The following is a 24059-nucleotide window of genomic DNA, read 5'->3' as shown; positions in this document are numbered from 1 at the left end:
GCCGAGAGCACGCTCCCCCAAGCTCTCGACTCCGCTCGAGCAGGGGGGACCCCCATGACGCCGCAGGGCCCGCCCTCCGGGCGGACGACGGGAATCTGACGACAGGACCTAGCGGCGGCGTCCCCGCTTCTTGAAGAGCAGGCGCGGTACGGCGGCCGGGATCGGTTGCCGGGTGGTCGCCGGGGACGGGATCGGCGCGGCGGCCAGCGAGCCGTCCGGCAGGGGGTGTGTGCCCGCCTCAGGCTCCAGGCGCAGCACCCGGCACTCGCGGGCCCAGCGGGCCGGCATCTCCTCGCCGTCGGGCGCGTTCAGGCGCTTGCCCTTGAGCTCGGCGACCGTCGCCTCCCACGCGGGGGAGCCGGGCGCGAGTTCGACCACTTTCGCGGTCCACGCGACCAGCCGCCCGCCCTTGTCCTTGCTGCGGACGACGACGACCGCGTCGCCCCCGTCGACGAGTCCGGGCAGCGGCTGCTCACCGGGCCCGTCGCCGACCAGACAGGCCCCGCCGTCGTGCCACACGTGCCACAGGGCCCGGGTGGGCGCCTCGGCGCCCGGCGCCTCGTGCGCCGGCACGCCGCCGCTCCGTACCCAGATCAGCCCGGACTTCTTCGTGGCCTCCTCGACGAGGGCCCGGTCGAGCAGCTGTTCCGTCATGGGCCCAGCCTATCCAGGGGCGCGCGGCGGTCACCCGGTGCGCTCAGAGCCAGCCGTTGCGCTTCAGGATCCGGTGGATCGACAGACACATCCCGACCGTGGCGCCCAGCACCAGCGGGTAGCCGAACTTCCAGTGCAGCTCCGGCATGTAGTCGAAGTTCATGCCGTACACGCCGCAGACCATCGTCGGTACGGCGATGATCGCGGCCCAGGAAGTGATCTTGCGCATGTCCTCGTTCTGCGTCACGGACGCCTGCGCGAGGTTGGCCTGGAGGATGGAGTTGAGCAGTTCGTCGAAGCCGAGGACCTGTTCCTGGACGCGGGCGAGGTGGTCGGCGACGTCGCGGAAGTACTTCTGGATGTCCGGGTCGATCAGCCGCATCGGGCGCTCGCTCAGCAGCTGCATCGGGCGCAGCAGCGGGGAGACGGCCCGCTTGAACTCCAGTACTTCGCGCTTGAGTTGGTAGATGCGCCCGGCGTCCGTGCCGCGCGGGGTGCCCTTGCGGCCCGGCGAGAAGACCTCGGTCTCCACCTCGTCGATGTCGTCCTGCACGGCGTCCGCGACCGCGATGTACCCGTCGACGACGTGGTCGGCGATGGCGTGCAGCACGGCGGAGGGCCCCTTGGCGAGCAGCTCGGGGTCGTCCTGCAGCCGGTGCCGCAGCGCCCGCAGCGAGCCCTGCCCGCCGTGCCGGACGGTGATGAAGAAGTCCCGCCCGGTGAAGCACATGACCTCGCCGGTCTCCACGATCTCGCTGGTGGCGGTGAGTTCGTCGTGCTCGACGTAGTGGATGGTCTTGAAGACGGTGAACAGGGAGTCGTCGTAGCGCTCCAGCTTGGGCCGCTGGTGGGCCTGGACGGCGTCCTCGACGGCCAGCGGGTGCAGCCCGAACTCGCCCGCGATACCGGCGAATTCGGCCTCCGTGGGCTCGTGCAGGCCGATCCACACGAAGCCGCCGTCGCGGTGCACCAGCCGCATCGCCTCCTGGGGCGTCAGCGGCTCGGGGGTCTGGACGCGGGCACCGTCACGGTAGACGGCGCAGTCGACCACGGCGGAGTTGGTCCCGGGGGCGCGGGTGTGGTCGTACGAGCCACTGTCCTTGCGCAGCGAGGGACGGGGACGGACCGCGGCACGCAGGTCACGGATCATCGACATGACGGGCTCCTTCGCAACGGAGGCGACCGACGACGGTTGGAACTACCCGGAATGGGGACGTCCTGACTGCGGATGTTTGGCACGTCCACAAAGCGGGGAGCACCGCACCGTCGCGGTGGCAGCTTCGCTACTGATTCAGATCAGACAGATCGGATGGATCAGGCGGAAACGAAGCGCTCTTCCGTGGTGCACCGGGACAACGCTGACACGTATGCACACGTTTGCAGGAGGAAGCAGCCGACAGAGCTACGGGAGCCAGGGAGCGGCTGGAACCAGCTACAGAACTTCAGCGACCGGAAGAGCGGGTGGTACTGCCAGGTCGACTTCGGTCCATTGCAGCCCCACCTCCTCCGGTCGGTCCCCCGTGAGGGACGATCCATCCCCCGTGGGGGAGCTGGCTCCCCCCGTGGGGAAGACAGTCAGTCTCAGTGCGTCGGAGCTTGAGAGCGACGCTTCTGCGTGCTGCCCCGACCAGCGGCCAAGACTATCAGCGCACTGAAGCGTCAAGCCGCCGCTTTGCCCGTTACTGACGAGTTCTATGCTCGGCTCATGGCTGATGTTCTTCCTTTGGTCGAGGCCCGGTTGCGCTCCGCGCTGGGCGAACCCGACGCCCGGGCCGCGGTCACCTTCCTCGGCACCGACCGCATCGAAGTGCTGCGCTTCACAGAGGGTGACGTCGTCCGCTACGCCACGCTCGGTATGTCCGCCCAGCCGATGGCGGACCCCACGGCGGTCCTCGCCGACCCGGTGAAGGGCCCGCGCGCGGAGCTGGTCCTGTCCGTCCGCCCCGGCGCCGCCGACACCGACAAGGTGCTCCGCCCGCTCGCCGTGCTCGCCGCGTCCCCGCAGGTCGAGGGGCTGATCGTGGCCCCCGGTGCCTCGCTCGACGTGGGCGGGGCGCTGTGGCCCGGCGCACCGTTCACCTCGGTCCTGGTCGCGGAGTCCGGTGGCCTGGTCGAGGACCTGGAGCTGGACGCGCCCGCCGATCCCGTACGGTTCCTGCCACTGCTCCCGATGACGCCGAACGAGGCCGCGTGGAAGCGCGTGCACGGCGCCGGGGCCCTTCAGGAACGATGGCTGAACGGCGGAACGGACCTGCGCGATCCCTCGCGCAAGTCCGTTCCGCTGGATTGAGTACTTCTTGCCCGTCATTTCCCGCCGACCTGAGACCAAGGTCGGTTTCCTGGCCGAAAACAGTCAGCCGGCGAACACGGTCACGCTGTCCTCGGCGGCGTGCTTCGGCTGGAGCTCCTCGGCCTCGTGGGAGAGCGCGTTCCGTCGTACGTAGACCACGACCGCGCCGATCACGGCGGTGATCGCGGCGACCACGAACGGGATGTGGATGTCGCTCCACTCCTCGATCTTCGGCGCGAAGTAGGGCGCGGCCGCGGCGGCGAACCACCGGACGAAGTTGTAGCCGGCGCTCGCCACCGGGCGAGGCGCGTCCGACACGCCGAGCGCCAGCTCGGTGTAGACGGTGTTGTTCACGCCGATGAAGGCGCCCGACAGGATCGTGCAGACCACGGCCGCGGTGTGGTTGCCGTACCCGAGCACGAGCACGTCGGCGGCGAGCAGGACCAGGGAGCCGCCCAGCACCTTGAGCGAGCCGAACCGTGCCTGCATCCGCGGCGCCACGATCACCGAGAAGACGGCGAGCAGCAGGCCCCAGCAGAAGAACACGGCGCCCGACTTGTAGGGGGTCATGTTCAGCACGAACGGGGTGAAGGCCAGCACGGTGAAGAACGTGTAGTTGTAGAAGAACGCCGACACGGCCGCCGAGGCGAGGCCGCCGTGGCCGAGCGCCTTGATGGGGTCGAGCAGTGAGGTCTTCTTCGCGGGCCTCGGCTGCTCCTTCAGGAACGCCGTGATGCACAGGAAGCCGACCGCCATCAGGAACGCGGTGCCGAAGAAGGGGTAGCGCCAGCTGGCGTTGCCGAGCAGGGCGCCGAGCAGCGGCCCGCACGCCATGCCGAGGCCGAGCGCGGACTCGTAGAGCAGGATCGCCGCGGCGCTGCCGCCCGCCGCCGCGCCGACGATGACGGCGAGGGCGGTGGAGACGAACAGTGCGTTGCCCAGGCCCCAGCCGGCCCGGAAGCCGACGAGTTCGCCGACCGAGCCGGATGTGCCCGCGAGCCCCGCGAAGACCACGACGAGCGCGAGGCCGAGCAGCAGGGTCTTCTTGCCGCCGATACGGCTGGAGACGAAGCCGGTCACCAGCATCGCGACCGCGGTGATCAGGAAGTACGAGGTGAAGAGCAGCGAGACCTGGCTCGGGGTGGCGTCCAGGCCCTTGGCGATGGAGGGCAGGATCGGGTCGACGAGCCCGATGCCCATGAAGGCGACGACGGACGCGCCGGCGGTCGCCCAGACGGCCTTCGGCTGCCGCAGGATGCTGCCCGCACCGGCGTCGAATGTGTCCCCCTCGGCGGGACCTCCCGTGTTGTTGATCATGCTCGCTCCTCGACTGCGTGTGGAGAGATCGGTGGCCGTGGATCGATGGCCAGATCGTTGGCGTATACACATAATAAGTTAGAAGGGCTAATTAATGCAAGCTGCATCTAGTTCCATCGGGTGACCGGCACACTCCGGACGGGTGATCGTCCTTGACGCGACGAAAGACGGGGAGGACCGTGGGGCTCTATGAGGGGCGAACCCAGTTGCCCGAAGTGTGGTGGCCGGGTCAGGGCTCCCGGCCTTTTTGCCGACTCCTGGCAGTGCGATGTGCACGGGACCGTGCATCCGCTGCAGCCCGTGATCCCGCCCAGCGTCGAGGCCCTCGGTGTGGTGGTGCACCGTGCCCAGGTGCCGGTGTGGATGCCGTGGCCGCTGCCGGTCGGCTGGCTGTTCACCGGCGCGGCCTTCGCCGGTGACGATCGCAGCGGGGGGCGTGCGACAGCCGTGGCCTGCTCGGGCCCCGGACCACTCGGCGGCATCGGGGAGCTGATCATCGTCGCCGAGGAGCTCGGCGTCGGCCTCGGCGCGCGCTACGCGGGCATCGAAGGACCCGACCCGGGGCCGTACATGAGCGTCGAGAAACCGCCGCAGGCGAAGGTCCTCGCCGCCGGCCGCCCGACCCCGCTCTGGCATGTGGCCGGCAGTCCCGACGACCGTGCCGTCTTCGCGGGCGAGGCGCTGGGGCTGTGGGTGTGGGCGGTGGTGTGGCCCGAGCAGTCGGGGCTGCTGATGTACGACGAGCTGGTGCTGACGGATCTGCGGGATGCGGGGGCGGAGATGGATCTGCTGCCGTGCGGGGCGTTGTCGCCGCGGATCCTGGAGCCGTAGCGCTCCGCTGGGTGTAGGGGCGCCTTGGGTGGGTGGATGCGTGCGGGTTGTCGTTGGCCGAGCGCGCAGTTCCCCGCGCCCCTGACGGGATGCTTCGCACAGGTTGGTTGTAGGGGGCGCCCGGTACTTGCGGGTGTGACAAGGCGCTCGGAACTCCCGTTATGCTTGAGCGTCCCCTGCCACCCCGTCACCGCCTGGAGTCCGCGTCGTGCGTATCGATCTGCACACTCACTCCACCGCGTCCGACGGCACGGACACCCCCGCCGAACTGGTGCGCAACGCCGGCGCTGCCGGTCTCGACGTCGTCGCGCTGACCGATCACGACACCAGCCGCGGATACGCCGAGGCGCTGGCCGCGCTGCCCGAGGGGCTCACCCTCGTCACGGGCGCCGAGCTCTCCTGCCGCCTCGACGGCGTCAGCATGCACATGCTGGCCTACCTCTTCGACCCCGAGGAGCCCGGGCTGCTCGCCGAACGCGAGCTGGTGCGCGACGACCGCGTGCCGCGCGCCCGGGCCATGGTCGCCAAGCTCCAGGAGCTCGGTGTGCCGGTCACCTGGGAGCAGGTCGCGCGCATCGCGGGCGAGGGATCCGTCGGGAGGCCGCACGTCGCCTCCGCCCTGGTCGAGCTGGGGGTCGTGGACAGCGTCTCCGACGCCTTCACGGAGGACTGGCTGGCCGACGGCGGGCGGGCCTACGTGCCCAAGCACGAGACCGACCCCTTCGAGGCGATCCGCCTCGTCAAGGCCGCGGGCGGCGTGACCGTCTTCGCGCACCCGGCCGCCGCCAAGCGCGGCCGGACCGTGCCGGAGTCCGCGATCGCCGACCTGGCCGCCGCCGGCCTCGACGGCATCGAGGTGGACCACATGGACCACGAGCCGGCCACCCGCGCCCGGCTGCGCGGCCTCGCCGCCGAGCTGGGACTGCTCGCCACCGGGTCCAGCGACTACCACGGCAGCCGTAAGACCTGTGTGCTCGGGGAGTTCACCACCGACCCCGAGGTGTACGGCGAGATCACCCGGCGGGCGACCGGGGCGTTCCCCGTGCCGGGCGCCGGCGGAGCCTGACGCCCGCCTTCACGCCCCGGGTTCCTCGAAGCGCCTGACAAAGCGCCTGACAAAGCGCCTGACAAAGCGCTCGACAAGGCGCCCGGCAAAGCGCACGACGCAGGCCGTCGTGTGCCTCCGTTCCGCCCGGCGGAACGCCTTTCCCCAGCGGTGGCGGCTGATCTCGCCGCGCCGATCTCCCCACCTTCGCAAGGCCTCACTCACTCATGTTCGACGTCGCCGTCTTCGGCTCCCTCTTCCTCACCCTCTTCGTCATCATGGATCCCCCCGGGATCACCCCGATCTTCCTCGCGCTCACCGCGGGACGCCCCGCCAAGGTGCAGAAGCGGATGGCCCTTCAGGCCGTCTGCGTGGCCGGCGGGGTGATCGCCGTCTTCGGCCTCCTCGGTCACCAGATCCTCGACTACCTGCATGTGTCCGTGCCCGCGCTGATGATCGCGGGCGGGCTGCTGCTCCTGCTGATCGCCCTCGACCTGCTGACCGGCAAGACCGACGAGCCCAAGCAGACCAAGGACGTCAACGTCGCCCTCGTACCGCTCGGCATGCCGCTGCTCGCGGGCCCCGGCGCGATCGTGTCGGTGATCCTCGCGGTCCAGAAGGCCGACACCGTCGCCACGCAGGTGTCCGTGTGGGCCGCGATCCTCGCCATCCACGTCGTCCTGTGGCTGGTCATGCGCTACTCGCTGCTGATCATCCGCGTCATCAAGGACGGCGGTGTCGTGCTGGTGACCCGGCTCGCGGGCATGATGCTGTCCGCGATCGCCGTGCAGCAGATCATCAACGGGATCACCCAGGTGATCCGGGCGAGCTGACCGTGAGCGTGTGAGAACGCGCAAAGCCCCGTACGGCATCGTGCCGTACGGGGCTTTGAAATCTGAAGGCGTCCGCCCGGAGGTGAACTGCTCCGTGACTGCTTCGAACTGCTCTGAAATGTTATGAAGCGGACGATTCGGCCGGGCGGATCCACAGTCGCTGCCCGATGGCGGCGGCCTGCTGAACGATCCGGTTGACGGAGGCGGCGTCTACAACGGTGGTGTCCACGGGCGTGCCGTCGACATCGTCGAGTCGCATGATTTCGAAGCGCATGGGCTTCTCCCTTCGTCTGGTCATCCTCCTGAGGAGAACTACTGGCGTCTGGTGCGCGAGACGTCGGTGCTCACGCTTCCGTTCGTATTCAACGGGGTGCGTGTTACAAACATTCCCTACGCTAAGGAAATTTTTCGAGAACCTAATTACTGTCGGGTAAGAAGTCTGAAGGAGACTGAACGGGACCGGTTGTGTTCGCAGCGTGACCGCCGGGACAATGGAGGTGATGAACGACGACCACGCGGCGCTCAGCGCCCGCATCGACCGCACGAACGAGCTGCTCCAGCGCATGCTCGCCGAGGTGGCGAAGACGCCCTCGACCCATGCGATCTTCGTCGACGCCGGATACCTGTACGCGGCCGCGGGGCGGCTCGTCGCCGGGACCGAGGACCGCCGCGCCTTCGACCTCGACGCCGAAGGCCTCATCGAGGCGCTCATCGACAGGGCCCGCACCATCTTCGCCGACAGCAGGCTGCTGCGCGTCTACTGGTACGACGGCGCGCGCCGTCGTATCCACACCGCGGAACAGCAGTCGATCGCCGAACTCCCGGACGTGAAGGTCCGGTTGGGCAACCTCAACGCCAACAACCAGCAAAAGGGCGTGGATTCCCTCATCCGCTCCGACCTGGAGTCCCTCGCCCGGCACCGCGCCATCAGTGACGCCGCGCTGCTCGGCGGCGACGAGGACCTGGTGTCGGCGGTCGAGGCGGCACAGGGGTACGGGGCGCGGGTCCACCTCTGGGGCATCGAGGCGCCCGAGGGCCGAAACCAGGCCGAGCCGCTGCTGTGGGAGGTCGACAGCCAGCGCACGTTCGACCTCGAATTCTTCAAGCCGTACGTGTCCCGGCGCACCTCCGCGACCTACGACCCGACGGCGGCGAGCCGGCCCACCCGCGAGGACGTGCGGTTCGTGGGCGCCCAGATCGCCGCGAAGTGGCTGGCCGCGCGGGGGCGCGAGGCGCTGGTGGAGCTGCTGCCCGGCCACCCCTACCTGCCCGGCTCGGTAGACCAGGATCTGCTGGTCGAGGCCGAGGGGCTGCTGCAGTACTCCCTGCGGGGCCAGGCGGACCTGCGCCGCGCGCTGCGCGACGGGTTCTGGGAGCACTTGCAGGCGCAGTACTAGCTCCTACCGGCCCGCCCCCCGGTTACTGGTCCGTGTGGTCCCAGAACTTGGCGAGGGCGAGGGCCGTCTGCTCGGGCTGGTCCGTGTTCGGGGAGTGCTCGGCTCCTCGTACGACCGTGCGCCGGGCCTTGAGGCGTACGGCCATGTCGTCCAGGAGCGGCACCGGCCAGGTGTCGTCGAACGCGCCGGACAGCACATGCTTGGGCAGGCGTACGGCGGCCAGCTCGGCGACGCGGTCGGGCTCCGTGCACAGCTGACGGCCCGTCGCGATCAGCTGCGCCGGTCGGGTGCGCAGCCAGCGGCGCCGCAGGTCCTCGCGGTCGTCCAGCCCACCGTCGAGATCACCGGTGTCGGTCTCCTCCGGCGTTTCCATCGCCTGGATGGCGTCCCACACCTGGGCCATGTCCATCACGGCGAGGGCGTCCCGGAGCAGTTTGACGCGCTGCTGCTGGGAGGTGGAGATCTGGGCGGGGCCCGAGGCCATGAGGGTGAGTGAGGCGAAGGGGGCCGGGTCGAGGAGGACAGCGGCGCGGGCGACCAGTCCGCCGAGGGAGTGGCCGACGAGGTGCACGGGGGTGCCGACCGCTGCCGCCTGCGCGAGCACGTCCTTCGCCAACTCGGCCTGCGCGTAGGCCGATTCGTCGTGCTCGGGACCGTCGCTCTCGTACTGCCCGCGGCCGTCCACGGCGACGGTACGGTACCCGCGCGCCGCGAGCGGCTCGTGCAGCGCGATGAAGTCTTCCTTGCTGCCGGTGAAACCCGGCAGCAGCAGCACGGTTCCCTTGAGCTGCGCCTGCGGCGCGGCGTCGAGCGCGGCGAACTCGCCGCGGGCGGTGCGGAGACGGTAGGCACGGACACCGGCGGGCGGCGCGAAGGAGGGGGGCCTGCTCATGCCCCGAGGTTATCGGGCGGGGCTGCGCCCCGGATCCCCGCATGCCCGTAGTTGTCCGACTGCGGGTGGGCGGGGGCTGATCGCGCAGTTCCCCGCGCCCCTGAAAGCCTCAGCTCATCCGGCGTGTGAGGGCGAGGCCGTCAGGCCGATGGGGCACCGGGGGCGCAGCCCCGTGCCTCAGGGGCGCGGGGAACTGCGCGACCAGCCCCCACCGGACGGCAGGCAACAAACACACCCGGGGGAGAACGCCGATGGCCCGGCCCCACCGCATGTGGGACCGGGCCATCGGGTTGAGGATCAGCTCTCCGCGGGCTCCGCGGCAGCCGCCGCCTTGCGCGTACGCCGACGGGGCGTTGCCGCCTCCGGCGCCGCGTCCGCGGCGACCGCGGGCTCCACGACCTTGCGCGTACGCCGACGCGGCTTGGCCTCCGGCTCGTCAACGGCGGCCGACTGGGCGGGAATCGCCGCCTCGACGGTCTCCGCGACGGCCTTGCGGGTGCGTCGACGGACGGGCTTGGCCGCCACCGCCTCGGCGCTGTCCACGGCCGCTTCGGCGGGCGCCTCGGCCGTGGCCTTGGCCCGCGTACGCCGCGGCTTGGTGGCGGGGGCTTCTGCCGCGGCCTCGACCGCGTCCACCACGGCCACCGCCGCCTTGCGCGTACGCCGCGGCTTGGCGACCGGCGCCTCGGCGACACCCTCCGCCGTGTCGACCGCGACCTCCGCGGTCTCCGCGACGGCCTTGCGGGTACGGCGCCGCGGCTTGGCCTCCGGGGCCTCGACGACGGCGGCGGTCTGCGCCGGAATCTCGGTCTCGACGGTCGCGACGGCGTCGACGGTCTCCGCGACGGCCTTGCGGGTGCGTCGACGGACGGGCTTGGCCGCCACCGCCTCCGCGCTGTCCACGGCCGCTTCGGCGGGCGCCTCGGCCGTGGCCTTGGCCCGCGTACGCCGCGGCTTGGTGGCGGGGGCTTCCGGAGTGGCCTCGACCACGCCCTCGGCCGTGTCGACGACGGCCTCGGCGGCCTTGCGGGTCCGGCGACGAACCGGCTTGGCCGGAGCCTCCGCGACGGCCTCGGCGACGGCTTCCACGACGGGCGCGGATTCCGCGACCACGGCCACGGTCTCGACCGGGGCGGGAGCGGCCTCCGCCGTCTTACGGGTCCGACGGCGACGCGGCTTCGCGACCGCGTCCTCCGGCGTGGCCTCGACCACGCCCTCGGCCGTGGCGACCGCGGTCTCCGCGGCCTGCGGGGCCTCGCTCACCGACGGCTCGGAGACCGTGGCGACAGCCGCCACCGTCTCCGCCGTACCCCCGGCGCGCGTACGGCGACGGCGGCGCGGGGTGCGGGGCTCGCTGGCCTCCGCGGCGGCGGGCTCGGTGGTCGCCTCCGGAGTGGGCGTCGTGGACGTCTCCTCCAGCGCGCCACCGTTGCGCGTACGGCGACGGCGGCGGGGCGTGCGCTCACGCTCGCGCTCCACGGGCGCCGGCGCCGACGAACGGCCACCGCGGCCGCGCGGACCGCCACGCCCGCCGGTCTCGCCGAGGTCCTCGACCTCTTCGGCCGCGAGGCCGGCGCGGGTGCGCTCGGAGCGCGGCAGGACACCCTTGGTGCCGGCCGGGATGTTCAGTTCCTCGAAGAGGTGCGGGGACGTCGAGTACGTCTCCGGCGGGTTGCTGAAGCCGAGGTCCAGCGCCTTGTTGATGAGCTGCCAGCGCGGGATGTCGTCCCAGTCGACGAGGGTGATCGCGATGCCCTTGGCGCCCGCGCGGCCCGTACGGCCGATGCGGTGCAGGTACGTCTTCTCGTCCTCGGGGGACTGGTAGTTGATGACGTGCGTGACACCCTCGACGTCGATGCCGCGGGCGGCGACGTCGGTGCAGACGAGGACGTCGACCTTGCCGTTGCGGAACGCGCGCAGTGCCTGCTCGCGGGCACCCTGGCCGAGGTCGCCGTGGACCGCGCCGGAGGCGAAGCCGCGCTGCTGGAGCTGGTCGGCGAGGTCCGCCGCCGTCCGCTTGGTGCGGCAGAACACCATCGCGAGCCCGCGGCCGTCGGCCTGCAGTATGCGCGCGACCAGCTCGGGCTTGTCCATGTTGTGCGCGCGGTAGATGAACTGCGCGGTGTTGCGGACCGTCGCGCCCTCGTCGTCCGGCGCCGTGGCGCGGATGTGTGTGGGCTGCGACATGTAGCGACGCGCGAGACCGATGACCGCACCCGGCATGGTCGCCGAGAACAGCATGGTCTGACGGCGGGCCGGCAGCATGTTCATGATCTTCTCGACGTCGGGCAGGAAGCCCAGGTCGAGCATCTCGTCGGCCTCGTCGAGGACGAGCGCCTTGATGTGCTTGAGGTTGAGCTTCTTCTGGCCCGCGAGGTCCAGCAGTCGGCCCGGGGTGCCGACGATGACGTCGACGCCCTTCTTGAGGGCCTCGACCTGCGGCTCGTACGCCCGGCCGCCGTAGATGGCGAGAACGCGTACGTTGCGGACCTTGCCGGCGGTCAGCAGGTCGTTGGTCACCTGGGTGCACAACTCGCGCGTCGGGACGACGACGAGGGCCTGCGGGGCGTCGGTGAGCTGCTCGGGCTGGGCCCGGCCCGCCTCGACGTCCGCGGGGACGGTGACACGCTCGAGGAGCGGGAGGCCGAAGCCCAGCGTCTTGCCGGTGCCGGTCTTGGCCTGGCCGATGACGTCGGAGCCCGAAAGGGCTACGGGGAGCGTCATCTCCTGGATGGGGAAGGGGGTGATGATGCCGACGGCTTCAAGGGCTTCGGCCGTCTCGGGAAGGATTCCGAGCTCTCGGAAAGTCGTAGTCAGGGTGCTGCCTCTTCTGTGTACGCGGTGCGAGGCGAGCGCGGGGGTCGTGTCGGGGACCGTGCCGGGGACGTCGGCCGCTCTTGACGGGCGGGCCGAGTGGCATGGGACCACTGCCGACGCTCGAGCTCTCGTACCGCTGAGGGTTCCCTCCGGATGTCGTACGCAATGTGCCGTACGGACGAGGAGGGCTGTCGGGTCGGAGCCGATCGGGCCACCGACCGGGCATCCTCATTCGTGCGGCCCGTCGAATACTCGCCGGGCGCATTACCACCATACCCCGGAATCGCGCATATGCGATGGCCGATTTGGTCACGTAGTCGTCGTCACACTGATTGACCAGGGACTTCCCTGTTGCGTCGAGCGGGCTATTGTGCGCTTCATGACGACGCCTGACAACGCCGCTGACCGGTCCGCCGAGGCCACCGACAAGACCACCCCCGCGGCCACCGGAGTCGCCGCGCAGAACTGGGACACGGCCGCCGCCGACCCCCAGTACCGCGCCGCGGTCGTGGACCTGCTCGGAGCGCTCGCGTACGGAGAGTTGGCGGCTTTCGAGCGGCTCGCGGAGGACGCGAAGCTGGCCCCGACGCTCAGTGACAAGGCGGAGCTGGCGAAGATGGCGTCGGCCGAGTTCCACCACTTCGAGCGGCTGCGGGACCGGCTCGCCTCGGTCGGCGCGGAGCCGACCGAGGCGATGGAACCGTTCGTCGCCGCGCTCGACGGCTTCCACCGGCAGACGGCCCCCTCGGACTGGCTGGAGGGCCTCGTCAAGGCGTTCGTCGGCGACTCGATCGCCAGTGACTTCTACCGGGAGGTCGCCGCACGCCTCGACGCCGACACGCGCGGGCTCGTGCTCAGCGTCCTCGACGACACCGGGCACGCGAGCTTCGCCGTCGAGAAGGTGCGCGCCGCCATCGACGCGGACCCGCGCGTGGGCGGCCGGCTCGCGCTGTGGGCGCGGCGGCTGATGGGCGAGGCGCTGTCGCAGTCGCAGCGGGTCGTCGCGGACCGCGACGCGCTGTCGACGATGCTCGTGGGTGGTGTGGCGGACGGGTTCGACCTCGCGGAGGTCGGCCGGATGTTCTCGCGGATCACCGAGGCCCACACCAAGCGGATGGCGGCACTGGGCCTGGCTGCCTAGACCCGGTTTCCCCCGTTTCCCCGACCGTCTCGGGGCTTGTCGTCCTCAGGAGTTTCGCCGTCGCCCGCTTCGGTCACGCCGTCGCCGAGCGGCGGCGAAATCTTTCCGCGGGGCGCAGCAGGAGTGACAGCAGCGCGGCGCAGACGATCGCGGCGCCGGCGAGGATGACCAGGAAGTGGCCGGATCCGAGCGCCGTGTGCGTCAGGAAGGCCCCGAACAGGGCTCCGGCGACACCGGTCGACAGGACCAGGCCGCGGCTCGGCAGTCGGTGCGGCAGTCGGTACGCGGCCCACCATGCCAGGGCGAGACCGAGCATCGCGGCGCCGAGCGCTTCCAAGAACATGGTGAGGGTCCCTCCCGCACGGCCGGTGCAAATCGGTCGTAGCGGGTCTACCCCCGAGGTGCGGAACGCAATCCTCCCCTGTGGATGTTCTGTGCGCCATCCGTGGTGGTGAGACCACGTGTACGGGTCCGACACGACGCGCGCGGAGGGGCCGCGCGCAGGGGCCTGTTCCGCCCATGCGAAGGGGCCCGGCGACAGTGTCACCGGGCCCCTTCCGCTCGCCTGAACTACAGCGCGCTGAATCCCACCTTGCGCTGCGTGGGCTCGCCGAGCTCCACGTACGCGAGGCGGTCGGCCGGAACCAGGACCTTGCGGCCGTGGTCGTCCACGAGGCTCAGCAGCTGCGACTTGCCGGCCAGCGCCTCGGACACCGCGCGCTCGACCTCTTCCGGGGTCTGACCGCTCTCCAGAACGATCTCGCGGGGCGCGTGCTGCACGCCGATCTTGACCTCCACGGCTTTGTCCCTCCGACGGTCAGTCATGTGCGCGTCTCTCCGCGCCGTACGCTGCACACATTAGCCCGGTGAGGGGACGTGCACGTTCCGGCCGAGAACGCCAAGAGCGAACAGCGGACGGGAACAAAGAGACGGTCAGGCGTCCGTCAGTGGTGATCGGTGCCGTGCAGCGGGAAACCCGCGATACCCCGCCAGGCCAGTGACGTCAGCAGCTGCACCGCCTGGTCGCGCGGGACGCTGCGGTCGCTGTGCAGCCAGGAGCGGGCCACCACCTGTGCGAGGCCGCCCAGGCCCGAGGCCAGGAGCATCGACTCGGCACGAGAGAGACCGGTGTCCTCCGCGATGACCTCGCAGATCGCCTCCGCGCACTCGTGCGTGACCTTGTCGACGCGCTCGCGGACCGCGGGCTCGTTCGTCAGGTCGGACTCGAAGACGAGCCGGAAGGCGCCGCCGTCGTCCTCGACGTACGCGAAGTAGGCGTCCATCGTGGCGCGGACGCGCAGCGAGTTGTCCGTGGTGGACGCGAGCGCCGTCCGTACCGCCTGCAGCAGGGACTCGCAGTGCTGGTCCAGCAGTGCGAGGTACAGGTCGAGCTTGCCCGGGAAGTGCTGGTAGAGAACCGGCTTGCTGACGCCCGCGCGCTCGGCGATGTCGTCCATGGCGGCCGAGTGATACCCCTGCGCAACGAATACTTCCTGGGCGGCGCCGAGGAGCTGGTTGCGTCGGGCACGGCGCGGCAGGCGAGTGCCCCGCGGGCGTGCCGCCTCTGTCTGCTCGATGGCTGTCACGCCGCCTCCCAAAATTGTCCACATGCGGTGTGCGCCGCGCCGCCATCGTACTTTTCGGTAACCCCGCTGTGCGCGGTGCGAGCGCAGAATTTCACGGACCGGACGCGTGCGATAACGACACAGAGGGTGACGAACGGGGTGAGAAGGGCGTGAAGCAGTGCCGGATACCGCTGGTCGGCGGGGTCCGGTCACATGGGGTCATCCCCTGTAGTCGTCCTCGTTGAGCCGGACGACCCTGGCCTGCTCGGCGAGGTCGGCCTCGTTGGCGTTGAGGGGGTCACCGGGGGGTTCCGGGTCGATGTCGTCCACCGGATCCAGTTCGCTGAGCTGCTCGGCGAGATCCGCCTCCGGGGCTTCCGGGTCAACGATCTCCCGGAACCGGTCGTCGAAGGTCTCGGGGTCTGTCGGGTCGACTGTCATGGTTCCTCTTCCCGAGCGGTGCGAGTGCGCTCTTCGTGTACGGATCCTGAGGTTCGGATCCTGACGTACGTACGAGTGCCCTCGTTCGAAGCCTAGGAGACACCCGATCGAGGCGCTAGACGATCCGCGCACGATCTGTGACAGCGAACACATGAACCACTGCGTGATCGTCTCGTAACATTGCCGCATGTCTTCGACCGAGCTGCCCGCCGCGCTGGCCACCACCGTCACGCCGAGGGTCGGGACCGTCCGGGTCGCGGAGGGGGAGCGCCTGCGATCGGTCGGTCTGCCCGGGATCACCCTGACCGTGCGTTCGAGACCACCCGCGCGCGAGGGACTGCCGCCCGCCCTGTACGTCCATGGGTTGGGCGGTTCTTCGCAGAACTGGTCGGCGCTGATGCCGCTGCTCGACGGGCTCGTGGACAGCGAGGCGCTCGATCTGCCCGGCTTCGGGGACTCGCCGCCGCCGGACGACGGCAACTACTCGGTGACCGGGCACGCGCGCGCGGTCATCCGCTATCTCGACGCGGCCGAGCGCGGTCCCGTGCACCTCTTCGGGAACTCGCTCGGCGGAGCGGTCGCGACGCGCGTCGCCGCCGTACGCCCCGACCTGGTCGAGACGCTCACGCTGATCTCGCCCGCGCTCCCGGAGATCCGCGCGCAGCGCACCGCGTGGCCGACCGCGCTGCTCTCGGTGCCGGGGGTGGCGCGGATGTTCACCCGGCTCACCAAGGACTGGAGCGCCGAGCAGCGCGTCCGCGGGGTCATGGCGCTCTGTTACGGCGACCCCGGCATGGTGACGCCCGAGGGGTTCCGCGACGCGGTCGAGGAGATGGAGCGGCGGCTCGCGCTGCCCTACTTCTGGGACGCCATGGCGCGTTCGTCGCGCGGCCTCGTGAACGCGTACACGCTGGGCGGCCAGCACGGGCTGTGGCGCCAGGCCGAGCGGGTGCTCGCGCCGACGCTGCTCGTCTACGGCGGCCGCGACCAGCTCGTCGCCTACCGCATGGCCCGCCGCGCGGCGCGCGCCTTCCGCGACTCCCGGCTGCTGTCGCTGCCGGACGCGGGGCATGTCGCGATGATGGAGTACCCGGAGACGGTGGCCTCGGCGTTCCGTGAACTCCTCGCGGAATCAGGCGAGTTGGCGTCACCGGCCGGCGCGGACGCGGGGAGCTGAGGCGGGGCGTGGGACGTCACAGTCGCCGGGGGCGGGCCGGTAAGAGCGACACGGGGGAGATGCCGAGGGTTCCGGCACCCGGTGCCGCACCGGGCACGGCTCAAGGGGTGGCGCCGGGTACGGGTCCGGCGGCGACCTCGCCGCAGGGGGCCACGCGCGGCCCCCTGGGCCCACAGCCACCGGGGCCTCGACGCCCCGCGCCGAGCGGCACTCCGCCGCCCGGAGCTCCCCGCCCCCAGGACGGGACTCCGGCCCACGGTGTCCTGCGCTGTCCGGACGGGACTCCGGCCCGCGGTGTGCCGCGTCTTCCGGATGGGACCCCCGCGCATGGTGTCCCGCGTTATCCCGATGGCACGCCGGCCCATGGCATCCCGCGGTTGGCGAACGGGGCCCCGGCGCAGGGCGTTCCGCGTCTTCCGGACGGGACTCCGGCGCACGGTGTGCCGCGCTATCCGGACGGGACTCCGGCGCACGGTGTGCCGCGTCTTCCGGATGGGACCTCCGCGCATGGTGTCCCGCGGTTCGCCGATGGGACGCCCGCGCACGGCATCCCCCGTATGGCGGGCGGTACGCCCGCTCGTGAGGTGCCCCGGTCGCCGGACGGCACCCCCGTGCGTGGGGTGCCCCAGGCGCGTGCGGGACACCCCGAGCAGCGTGAACCCGGCGGTGGCTGGGGCGCGTTCGGGGGTGGCCCGCGGGCGGCGGGGGCCGAGGACGGCGGGCCTCAGGCCATGCCGCAGGGGGCGCCCCAAGGCATGCCCCAGGGGGCACCCGGACCGCGCGTCCCCCGGCAGCGGCAGGAGGCCGACGCCGGGCTCGGGCCCGGCCCGGGGCTCCGGCAGGCCTACGTCGACGCCTTCGACGAGAGCGAGAGCGAGAGCGAGAGCGAGAACGGGCGCAGGGCCGGGAGCGACGAGCCGGGGACCGAGGAGGCGGAGAAGGGCAAGGGCGTCAAGGGGCGGGCGTTCACCGGAATCGCCGCGGCCGCCGTCACCACCGTGCTCGCCGTAGTGGTGGCCGGACAGGTGGCCGCCGGGCGGCACGACGCCACCGCGCAGACGCAGTCCGCCGACGGTGGCCTGGACGCCCGCGCGTCCACCTCGCCCGGGGGTACCGGGTCGACCCCGTCCGTGACGCCGAGCGCGACACCGCTGACGTACGACCAGAAGATGGGTGTGAGGTACGCGCTCAGCGCCACCCTCAAGGGCTCGGGGAAGTTCGACGCCGTCCCCGGGTTCGACAAGGCGCCCGGAAAGGGGCAGAAGTACACGTACCGGGTGGATGTGGAGCGGGGTCTCGGCCTCGACGCCGCCCTCTTCGCGCAGGCTGTGCAGAAGACGCTGAACGACAAACGGAGTTGGGCCCACAACGGCGCCCGTACCTTCGAACGGATCTACACCGGCAAGCCCGACTTCGTGATCACGCTGGCCAGCCCCGGCACTACCGCCGAGTGGTGTGCCAAGTCCGGGCTGGACACGACCGAGGACAATGTGTCGTGCGACTCGGCCTCCACCGAGCGCGTGATGATCAACGCGTACCGCTGGGCGCAGGGCTCCAAGACCTACGGTGACGCGATTCACCCGTACCGGCAGATGCTCATCAACCACGAGGTCGGTCACCGCCTCGGATACGGCCATGTCACCTGCGACAAGGACGGCGAGCTCGCGCCCGTCATGCAGCAGCAGACCAAGTTCCTCGACCATGACGGAATCCACTGTCGGGCCAACCCCTGGCCCTACCCGGGGAGTTGACGGAGGGGCCGCGGGGGCCACTGGGGCCACGTTGACATGCTCCGAAAGTTCGTTCATATTTTTGCGCATGTGGTCTAGTCATGCCGTCCGTCGCGCCGCCATCGAGCTGGCGCTGATTGGTGTGACCGCGCTCTGCGTGGCAGACATCGACTGTCGCTGACGCCCGCCCTTGGCGTGTGCGTCGTACTTCCGCTTCCGTCGTGACCGTAGGTGACCGTATGGGTCACTGGTTTTCCGACTTCGCGACCTTTTTGACGACCTGACGCCGGGGCAGACGTCCGTTCACTTCCGTCTCACTCCTCGTCAATCCGTCTCATCATTCGAGAGGTCGTCTTCCGATGCGTCAACCGTCCGTCATAGCCCGCCGCGTGGCCGCGGCATCCGTCACCCTGGTCGTGGCAGCGGGCGCGGCCGCCTGCGGGCCGAAGGACAACGATGCCAAGGGCGCCGGTGGCGACTCCAAGCCCCAGAAGGGAGGCACGCTCACCGTCCTCAACGCCAACCCGCAGGAGGACTTCGACCCGGCGCGCCTCTACACCTCCGGCGGCGGCAATGTCCCCTCCCTCGTCTTCCGTACGCTGACCACGCGCAACCGCGAGAGCGGCGCCGCCGGCGCCAAGGTCGTCCCCGACCTCGCCACCGACACCGGCCGCCCGAGCGAGAACGCGACCGTGTGGACCTACACCCTGAAGAAGGGCCTCAAGTACGAGGACGGCACGCCGATCACCTCCGCCGACATCAAGTACGGCATCGAGCGCTCCTTCGCGGCCGAGCTCTCCGGCGGCGCCCCCTACCTACGGGACTGGCTCATCGGTGGCGCCGACTACCAGGGGCCGTACAAGGACAAGAAGGGCCTCGCCTCGATCGAGACCCCGGACGACCTGACCATCGTCTTCCACCTGAACAAGCCCGAGGGCGAGTTCCCCTACCTCGCCACGCAGACCCAGTTCACGCCGGTCCCGAAGGCCAAGGACAAGGGCACGAAGTACGAGCAGCACCCGATCTCCTCCGGCCCGTACAAGGTCGTCAAGAACGAGAACGACGGCGAGCGGATCACCCTGGCGCGCAACACGTACTGGTCCGCGGCGACCGACGCCGAGCGCAAGGCCTACCCGGACAAGATCGACGTGCGGTCGGGTCTGGACTCCTCCGTGATCAACCAGCGGCTGTCCGCGTCGCAGGGCGCGGACGCGGCGGCCGTCACCACGGACACCAACCTCGGCCCGGCCGAGCTCGCCAAGGTGACGGGTGACAAGGCGCTGGCGGCACGCGTCGGCACCGGGCACTTCGGCTACACCAACTACATCGCCTTCAACCCGAAGGTGAAGCCGTTCGACGACCCGAAGGTGCGACAGGCGATCGCATACGCCGTCGACCGTTCGTCGGTGATCAACGCGGCGGGTGGTTCGTCGCTGGCCGAGGCCGCGACCACGTACCTGCCCAACCAGAAGTCCTTCGGCTACACGCCCTACGACCACTTCCCGGCGGGCGCGTCCGGCAACCCGGCCAAGGCCAAGGAGCTGCTGAAGGAGGCGGGTCACCCGAACGGGATCACCGTCACCCTCACGCACTCCAACGACAAGGACTTCGAGACCAGCCCGGAGATCGCGACCGCCCTCCAGGACGCCCTGAAGAAGGCCGGTATCACGGTCAAGCTCCAGGGTCTGGAGATCAACGACTACAAGGACAAGATCCACAGCGTCAAGAGCGAGCCGGGCTTCTTCCTCGCCCACTGGGGTGCCGACTGGCCCTCCGGCGGTCCCTTCCTGGCCCCGATCTTCGACGGCCGTCAGATCGTCAAGGACGGCGCGAACTTCAACACCGGCCTCCTCAACGACAAGTCCGTCAACGACGAGATCGACGCGATCAACAAGTTGACGAATCTCGACGAGGCCGCCAAGCGCTGGGGCGCACTGGACAAGAAGATCGGCGAGCAGGCCCTGACCGTGCCGCTGTTCCACCCCGTCTACAAGCGCCTGTACGGCAGCGCGGTCAAGAACATCGTGATCAGTGACTGGACCGGCGTGCTGGACATCTCCCAGGTCGCGGTGAAGTAGCGCCGTGAGCGAGGCAATCGTCGCCTCTCAGGCCCCCGGGACGGACCCCGCGTCCGTCCCGGGGGCCTCGGGGGCCCGTCAGTTCTGGCGGCGGCTGCGCACGCAGCGCGCCGCCCTCGTCGCGGCGGCCGTCGTCGCACTGCTCGTCCTGCTCGCACTCGCCGCCCCGCTGCTCACGGCGATCGAGGGCCAGGACCCGACCACCTACCACCCGTCCCTGATCGACTCCGCGCGCGGCGGCGTTCCGGTGGGCTCGTTCGGTGGCGTCAGCGGCGACCACTGGCTCGGCGTCGAACCGCAGACCGGCCGCGACCTCTTCGCCCGGCTCGTGTACGGCGCCCGAGTCTCGCTGGGAGTCGCGCTGGGGGCGACCGTCGTACAGGTCCTCGTCGGTGTCGTGGTGGGCGTCGCGGCCGCACTCGGCAACCGATGGATCGATCAACTGTTGAGCCGGATCACCGACATCTTCGTCGCGATGCCGTTGATGATCATGTCGCTGGCCCTGCTGGCGATCGTGCCCAGCAGCTTCCCGCGGCCCTTGCTGGTCGCGCTCGTCATCGGCCTGATCGCCTGGGGCAACACCGCGAAGATCGTGCGCGCCCAGACCCTCACTCTCAAAGGGCTGGACTACGTCTCCGCCGCGCGGCTCAGCGGCTGGAACACCTGGCGCATCGCCCGCCGCGAACTCCTGCCCGGACTGGCCGCCCCCGTCATCACCTACGCCGCGCTCCTCGTGCCGATGAACATCTCCGCCGAGGCCGCGCTGTCCTTCCTCGGCGTCGGAGTGAAGCCCCCGACACCGTCCTGGGGTCAGATGCTCACGGCCGCCGACGTCTGGTACCAGGCGGCCCCGCAGTACCTGCTGCTGCCCGCCGGGGCGCTCCTGGTGACCGTGCTGGCCCTGACCGTCCTCGGCGACGGTGTCCGCACTGCCCTGGACCCGCGCGCGGCCTCGCGCCTGCGCGTCGGCACGGGCCGCAAGCGGGAGGCCAAGGCGGACGCGAACACCAAGCAGGCCACGGCGGACGCGAGCGCCAGTAAGGCCACGGCAGATGCGAGTACCAAGCAGGCCACGGCGGACGCGAGCGCCAAGAAGGAGGCCAAGGCATGAGCGGCTTCGGAGGATTCGTCCTGCGCCGCGCCGTCGGCACCGTGATCACCCTGCTCGCCATCTCGGTGATCGTCTACGTCGTCTTCTACGCCACCCCCGGCAACGTCGCCCAGATCACCTGCGGCCCGCGCTGCTCTCCGGAACAAGTGCACCAGGTCGCCCAGCAGTTGAGGCTCGACGACCCGCTGTACGTGCGCTACTGGCACTTCCTGCAGGGCATCCTCGTCGGCCAGGACTTCTCCACGGGCACCTCGGTGGAGCACTGCTCGGCGCCCTGTCTCGGGCTGTCGTACCAGGGCGACACCCAGGTCACCCAGCTGATCCTGGCGAAGCTGCCGGTCAGTCTGTCCCTCGTGTTCGGCGCGATGGTGCTGTGGCTGGTCCTCGGCGTCGGCACCGGCATCCTCTCCGCGTGGCGGCGCGGCCGGCTCACCGAGCGTGTGCTGACCGGCATCACCCTCGCGGGCGTCGCCACGCCGGTCTTCGTGATCGGCCTGGTGCTCATGATCGTCGTCTGCGGCCAGCTGCAACTGCTGCCCTTCCCGCAGTACGTCAGCCTCACCGACGACCCCGAACAGTGGGCCTGGAACCTGCTGCTGCCCTGGCTCTCCCTCGCCCTCATCGAGGCCGCCGCGTTCGCCCGGCTGACCAGGGCCGCGATGCTGGAGACCCTCGCCGAGGACCACATCCGGACCTTCCGGGCGTACGGCGTCGGCGAGCGGTCGATCATCGGGCGGCACGCACTGCGCGGGGCGTTCGCGCCGATCATCGCGCTGAACGCCAACAACGTCGGCTCGGCGGTCGGCGGCGCGGTGCTCACCGAGACGCTCTTCGGACTGCCCGGCATCGGACAGGCGCTGGTGCACGCGGTGAACGTCGTCGACCTGCCGGTGGTCGTCGGCATGGTCCTGGTCATCGGCTTCTTCGTGGTCATCGCCAACGCCGTCGCGGACGTGCTGTACGCGGTGGCAGACCGACGGGTGGTGCTCGTATGAGCTTGGTGGACGTCACGGATCTGACGGTCGAGTTCGGGTCCCTGCGCGCTGTGGACGGCCTCTCCTTCAGCCTGGAGCAGGGCGCCGCCCTGGCGCTGGTCGGCGAGTCCGGCTCGGGCAAGTCCACGGTCGCCTCGGCCCTCCTGGGGCTGCACCGCGGTACGGGAGCCGACGTCGGCGGCTCGGTGCGCGTGGCCGGCATCGACGTACAGGAGGCGTCCGACGCCGAACTGCGGCGCCTGCGCGGCGGGAAGTCCGCCATGGTCTTCCAGGACCCCCTGTCGTCCCTCGACCCGTACTACGCGGTCGGCGACCAGATCGCCGAGGTGTACCGGGCGCACGTGAAGGCCTCCCGGCGCGCCGCACGCGCGCGTGCCGTCGAGGTGCTCGACCGCGTCGGCATCCCGGACGCCGCGCGCCGGGCGCGCTCCCGCCCGCACGAGTTCAGCGGCGGAATGCGCCAGCGCGCGCTGATCGCGATGGCGCTGGCCTGCGAACCCGACCTGCTGATCGCCGACGAGCCGACCACGGCCCTCGACGTGACCGTCCAGGCCCAGATCCTCGACCTGTTGCACACCCTGCGCGAGGAGACCGGAATGGGCCTGCTCCTCGTCACGCACGACGTGGGCGTCGCCGCCGAGAGCGTCGACGAGATCCTGGTCATGCGGCACGGGCGGGCCGTCGAGCACGGCCTCGTCGGCGCCGTCCTGGGGGCGCCCGCGCAGGCGTACACCCAGGAGCTCCTCGGCGCGGTGCCCCGCGTGGACGCGCCGCGCACCGGCTCCGAGGCGACGGAGGAGGTCGTTCTCGAGGCGAGCGGCCTGCGGCGCGAATTCGGACGCGGGAAGAAGGCGTTCGCGGCCGTCGACGACGTGTCGCTGACGATCCACCGGGGCGAGACCCTCGGGATCGTGGGTGAGAGTGGCAGCGGCAAGACCACCCTGGGACGGATGCTCGTGGGGCTGCTGGAGCCCACGGCGGGGGAGATCAAGCCCGGCGGAGGCGTGCGCCCGGACGTCCAGATGGTCTTCCAGGACCCCGTCTCCTCCCTCAACCCGCGCCGCAGCGTGGGCGAGTCGATCGCCGATCCGCTGCGCGCCCGCGGGGAACACGAGGAGGGGCGCATCCGGGGGCGCGTACGGGAACTACTGGAGCGCGTTGGGCTCGAAGCGGCGCACTACGACCGTTACCCGCACGAGTTCAGCGGCGGACAGCGCCAGCGCGTCGGCATCGCCCGGGCGCTCGCCGCCGACCCACGTGTCATCGTCTGCGACGAGCCGGTCTCCGCGCTCGACGTCACCACCCAGGCCCAGGTGGTCGCCCTGCTCGCCGAACTGCAGCGGGAACTCGGGCTCGCGCTCGTGTTCGTGGCGCACGACCTCGCGGTCGTCCGCCAGGTCAGCGACCGGGTCGCGGTGATGCGACGCGGCCGGATCGTCGAGTACGGACCCGCCGACGAGGTGTACGAGTCTCCGCGCGACCCGTACACCAAGCAGCTGCTGGCCGCCGTACCGGCACTGGATCCGGAGGTCGCGGCACAGCGACGGACGGTCCGGAGGCAACTGACGGCGGTGTGATGCAACGTGACTGCTTGATCTCGTAGCGCGACGGAACGCGACCCGCACGGGAAAGTTACGACCGTTCACCCCTTTTGGTGGCGCGATGGACAACCGTCCGTCGCGCCCCCCCCCTGGAAGCCTTCGTAATTACCCCTGCGTGCCGCCCGGTGACCGGGGGGTGCCCCA

The 24059-nt window shown here is 70.7% G+C and carries 23 protein-coding genes; 13 read left to right on the top strand and 10 right to left on the bottom strand.

What is annotated here, in order from left to right:
• Nucleotides 1-108: 108 nt before the first annotated feature.
• Nucleotides 109-654 carry a hypothetical protein gene (locus tag ACFVWD_RS38815; RefSeq protein ID WP_389602698.1) on the bottom strand — a complete coding sequence of 182 codons (546 nt, stop codon included), beginning with the start codon at nt 652-654 and terminating at the stop codon, nt 109-111.
• A 43-nt stretch (nt 655-697) separates the two neighbouring features.
• Nucleotides 698-1810 (bottom strand): magnesium and cobalt transport protein CorA, encoded by a 1113-nt coding sequence (locus tag ACFVWD_RS38810; RefSeq protein ID WP_054228210.1) that lies wholly within the window; start codon nt 1808-1810, stop codon nt 698-700.
• 549 nt (nt 1811-2359) lie between these two features.
• Between ACFVWD_RS38810 and ACFVWD_RS38805 the strand changes: the two genes are divergently transcribed.
• A complete protein-coding gene (locus ACFVWD_RS38805) occupies nt 2360-2944 on the top strand; it encodes a suppressor of fused domain protein (RefSeq protein WP_075028794.1) in 585 nt (194 codons plus the stop codon).
• A 63-nt stretch (nt 2945-3007) separates the two neighbouring features.
• On the opposite strand, the gene ACFVWD_RS38800 is transcribed toward ACFVWD_RS38805, so the two are convergent.
• Complete coding sequence (locus ACFVWD_RS38800; RefSeq protein ID WP_389602697.1) at nt 3008-4261, bottom strand: MFS transporter; 1254 nt, start codon at nt 4259-4261, stop codon at nt 3008-3010.
• 189 nt (nt 4262-4450) lie between these two features.
• On the opposite strand from ACFVWD_RS38800, the gene ACFVWD_RS38795 reads away from it, so the two are divergent.
• From ACFVWD_RS38795 to ACFVWD_RS38785, 3 genes are all read left to right on the top strand, one after another.
• Nucleotides 4451-5092 carry a DUF6758 family protein gene (locus tag ACFVWD_RS38795; RefSeq protein ID WP_266436238.1) on the top strand — a complete coding sequence of 214 codons (642 nt, stop codon included), beginning with the start codon at nt 4451-4453 and terminating at the stop codon, nt 5090-5092.
• A 208-nt stretch (nt 5093-5300) separates the two neighbouring features.
• Nucleotides 5301-6158: a PHP domain-containing protein gene (locus ACFVWD_RS38790; protein ID WP_389602696.1), complete on the top strand. Its 858-nt coding sequence runs from the start codon at nt 5301-5303 to the stop codon at nt 6156-6158.
• 206 nt (nt 6159-6364) lie between these two features.
• Complete coding sequence (locus ACFVWD_RS38785; RefSeq protein WP_075028797.1) at nt 6365-6970, top strand: MarC family protein; 606 nt, start codon at nt 6365-6367, stop codon at nt 6968-6970.
• 121 nt (nt 6971-7091) lie between these two features.
• On the opposite strand, the gene ACFVWD_RS38780 is transcribed toward ACFVWD_RS38785, so the two are convergent.
• A complete protein-coding gene (locus ACFVWD_RS38780; RefSeq protein WP_095852725.1) occupies nt 7092-7244 on the bottom strand; it encodes a hypothetical protein in 153 nt (50 codons plus the stop codon).
• A 226-nt stretch (nt 7245-7470) separates the two neighbouring features.
• Here ACFVWD_RS38780 and ACFVWD_RS38775 point away from each other — a divergent pair, with 226 nt between their 5' ends.
• Nucleotides 7471-8367, top strand: coding sequence for an NYN domain-containing protein (locus tag ACFVWD_RS38775; protein WP_389602695.1), 897 nt, complete (start codon nt 7471-7473; stop codon nt 8365-8367).
• 22 nt (nt 8368-8389) lie between these two features.
• On the opposite strand, the gene ACFVWD_RS38770 is transcribed toward ACFVWD_RS38775, so the two are convergent.
• On the bottom strand, nt 8390-9259 hold the full coding sequence (locus ACFVWD_RS38770) for an alpha/beta fold hydrolase (RefSeq protein ID WP_389602694.1): 870 nt from the start codon (nt 9257-9259) through the stop codon (nt 8390-8392).
• 297 nt (nt 9260-9556) lie between these two features.
• On the bottom strand, nt 9557-11983 hold the full coding sequence (locus ACFVWD_RS38765; RefSeq protein WP_389602693.1) for a DEAD/DEAH box helicase: 2427 nt from the start codon (nt 11981-11983) through the stop codon (nt 9557-9559).
• A gap of 472 nt (nt 11984-12455) precedes the next feature.
• Between ACFVWD_RS38765 and ACFVWD_RS38760 the strand changes: the two genes are divergently transcribed.
• Complete coding sequence (locus ACFVWD_RS38760; RefSeq protein ID WP_082416308.1) at nt 12456-13217, top strand: ferritin-like fold-containing protein; 762 nt, start codon at nt 12456-12458, stop codon at nt 13215-13217.
• A gap of 73 nt (nt 13218-13290) precedes the next feature.
• On the opposite strand, the gene ACFVWD_RS38755 is transcribed toward ACFVWD_RS38760, so the two are convergent.
• The 4 genes from ACFVWD_RS38755 to ACFVWD_RS38740 all read right to left on the bottom strand — a co-directional run bounded on the left by ACFVWD_RS38755 (nt 13291) and on the right by ACFVWD_RS38740 (nt 15223).
• Entirely contained in the window at nt 13291-13560 is a 270-nt protein-coding gene (locus tag ACFVWD_RS38755; protein WP_168495303.1) for a hypothetical protein, read from the bottom strand.
• Nucleotides 13561-13787: 227 nt separating this feature from the next.
• Nucleotides 13788-14015, bottom strand: coding sequence for a DUF3107 domain-containing protein (locus ACFVWD_RS38750; protein ID WP_028801993.1), 228 nt, complete (start codon nt 14013-14015; stop codon nt 13788-13790).
• Nucleotides 14016-14161: 146 nt separating this feature from the next.
• Nucleotides 14162-14803: a TetR/AcrR family transcriptional regulator gene (locus ACFVWD_RS38745; protein WP_168495305.1), complete on the bottom strand. Its 642-nt coding sequence runs from the start codon at nt 14801-14803 to the stop codon at nt 14162-14164.
• A 198-nt stretch (nt 14804-15001) separates the two neighbouring features.
• The gene (locus ACFVWD_RS38740) at nt 15002-15223 is read right to left on the bottom strand and encodes a hypothetical protein (RefSeq protein ID WP_389602692.1); all 222 of its coding nucleotides are present in this window, start codon (nt 15221-15223) and stop codon (nt 15002-15004) included.
• 187 nt (nt 15224-15410) lie between these two features.
• Here ACFVWD_RS38740 and ACFVWD_RS38735 point away from each other — a divergent pair, with 187 nt between their 5' ends.
• The 7 genes from ACFVWD_RS38735 (at nt 15411) to ACFVWD_RS38705 (ending at nt 23891) form a co-directional block, all read left to right on the top strand.
• A complete protein-coding gene (locus ACFVWD_RS38735; protein WP_389602691.1) occupies nt 15411-16400 on the top strand; it encodes an alpha/beta fold hydrolase in 990 nt (329 codons plus the stop codon).
• Between the two features lie 620 nt (nt 16401-17020).
• On the top strand, nt 17021-18151 hold the full coding sequence (locus ACFVWD_RS38730; protein WP_389602690.1) for a DUF3152 domain-containing protein: 1131 nt from the start codon (nt 17021-17023) through the stop codon (nt 18149-18151).
• 67 nt (nt 18152-18218) lie between these two features.
• Nucleotides 18219-18311, top strand: a complete 93-nt coding sequence (locus ACFVWD_RS38725; protein WP_389602689.1) for an Ms4533A family Cys-rich leader peptide — start codon at nt 18219-18221, stop codon at nt 18309-18311.
• A gap of 178 nt (nt 18312-18489) precedes the next feature.
• Complete coding sequence (locus tag ACFVWD_RS38720) at nt 18490-20208, top strand: ABC transporter substrate-binding protein (RefSeq protein ID WP_389602688.1); 1719 nt, start codon at nt 18490-18492, stop codon at nt 20206-20208.
• Nucleotides 20209-20212: 4 nt separating this feature from the next.
• Nucleotides 20213-21319, top strand: a complete 1107-nt coding sequence (locus ACFVWD_RS38715; protein ID WP_389602687.1) for an ABC transporter permease — start codon at nt 20213-20215, stop codon at nt 21317-21319.
• Nucleotides 21316-22314 (top strand): ABC transporter permease, encoded by a 999-nt coding sequence (locus ACFVWD_RS38710; protein WP_385379990.1) that lies wholly within the window; start codon nt 21316-21318, stop codon nt 22312-22314. Before ACFVWD_RS38715 ends, ACFVWD_RS38710 begins: the two co-directional genes overlap by 4 nt.
• Nucleotides 22311-23891, top strand: a complete 1581-nt coding sequence (locus tag ACFVWD_RS38705) for a dipeptide ABC transporter ATP-binding protein (protein ID WP_389602686.1) — start codon at nt 22311-22313, stop codon at nt 23889-23891. Before ACFVWD_RS38710 ends, ACFVWD_RS38705 begins: the two co-directional genes overlap by 4 nt.
• Nucleotides 23892-24059: the final 168 nt, after the last annotated feature.

The sequence above is a fragment of the Streptomyces sp. NPDC058086 genome (assembly GCF_042885015.1).
In the GTDB taxonomy this organism is placed as follows: Bacteria; Actinomycetota; Actinomycetes; order Streptomycetales; family Streptomycetaceae; genus Streptomyces.
The sequence above is the reverse complement of the archived record's forward strand: the minus strand, read 5'-3'. Positions and strand labels throughout refer to the sequence as shown.

What these genes read in the sequence shown, in the direction of transcription:
- ACFVWD_RS38815 (WP_389602698.1), bottom strand. Translation starts at nt 654, where the DNA reads ATGACGGAACAGCTGCTCGACCGGGCCCTCGTCGAGGAGGCCACGAAG.
- ACFVWD_RS38810 (WP_054228210.1), bottom strand. Translation starts at nt 1,810, where the DNA reads ATGTCGATGATCCGTGACCTGCGTGCCGCGGTCCGTCCCCGTCCCTCG.
- ACFVWD_RS38805 (WP_075028794.1), top strand. Translation starts at nt 2,360, where the DNA reads ATGGCTGATGTTCTTCCTTTGGTCGAGGCCCGGTTGCGCTCCGCGCTG.
- ACFVWD_RS38800 (WP_389602697.1), bottom strand. Translation starts at nt 4,261, where the DNA reads ATGATCAACAACACGGGAGGTCCCGCCGAGGGGGACACATTCGACGCC.
- ACFVWD_RS38795 (WP_266436238.1), top strand. Translation starts at nt 4,451, where the DNA reads ATGAGGGGCGAACCCAGTTGCCCGAAGTGTGGTGGCCGGGTCAGGGCT.
- ACFVWD_RS38785 (WP_075028797.1), top strand. Translation starts at nt 6,365, where the DNA reads ATGTTCGACGTCGCCGTCTTCGGCTCCCTCTTCCTCACCCTCTTCGTC.
- ACFVWD_RS38780 (WP_095852725.1), bottom strand. Translation starts at nt 7,244, where the DNA reads ATGCGCTTCGAAATCATGCGACTCGACGATGTCGACGGCACGCCCGTG.
- ACFVWD_RS38775 (WP_389602695.1), top strand. Translation starts at nt 7,471, where the DNA reads ATGAACGACGACCACGCGGCGCTCAGCGCCCGCATCGACCGCACGAAC.
- ACFVWD_RS38770 (WP_389602694.1), bottom strand. Translation starts at nt 9,259, where the DNA reads ATGAGCAGGCCCCCCTCCTTCGCGCCGCCCGCCGGTGTCCGTGCCTAC.
- ACFVWD_RS38765 (WP_389602693.1), bottom strand. Translation starts at nt 11,983, where the DNA reads ATGACGCTCCCCGTAGCCCTTTCGGGCTCCGACGTCATCGGCCAGGCC.
- ACFVWD_RS38760 (WP_082416308.1), top strand. Translation starts at nt 12,456, where the DNA reads ATGACGACGCCTGACAACGCCGCTGACCGGTCCGCCGAGGCCACCGAC.
- ACFVWD_RS38755 (WP_168495303.1), bottom strand. Translation starts at nt 13,560, where the DNA reads ATGTTCTTGGAAGCGCTCGGCGCCGCGATGCTCGGTCTCGCCCTGGCA.
- ACFVWD_RS38740 (WP_389602692.1), bottom strand. Translation starts at nt 15,223, where the DNA reads ATGACAGTCGACCCGACAGACCCCGAGACCTTCGACGACCGGTTCCGG.
- ACFVWD_RS38735 (WP_389602691.1), top strand. Translation starts at nt 15,411, where the DNA reads ATGTCTTCGACCGAGCTGCCCGCCGCGCTGGCCACCACCGTCACGCCG.
- ACFVWD_RS38725 (WP_389602689.1), top strand. Translation starts at nt 18,219, where the DNA reads ATGTGGTCTAGTCATGCCGTCCGTCGCGCCGCCATCGAGCTGGCGCTG.
- ACFVWD_RS38720 (WP_389602688.1), top strand. Translation starts at nt 18,490, where the DNA reads ATGCGTCAACCGTCCGTCATAGCCCGCCGCGTGGCCGCGGCATCCGTC.
- ACFVWD_RS38710 (WP_385379990.1), top strand. Translation starts at nt 21,316, where the DNA reads ATGAGCGGCTTCGGAGGATTCGTCCTGCGCCGCGCCGTCGGCACCGTG.
- ACFVWD_RS38705 (WP_389602686.1), top strand. Translation starts at nt 22,311, where the DNA reads ATGAGCTTGGTGGACGTCACGGATCTGACGGTCGAGTTCGGGTCCCTG.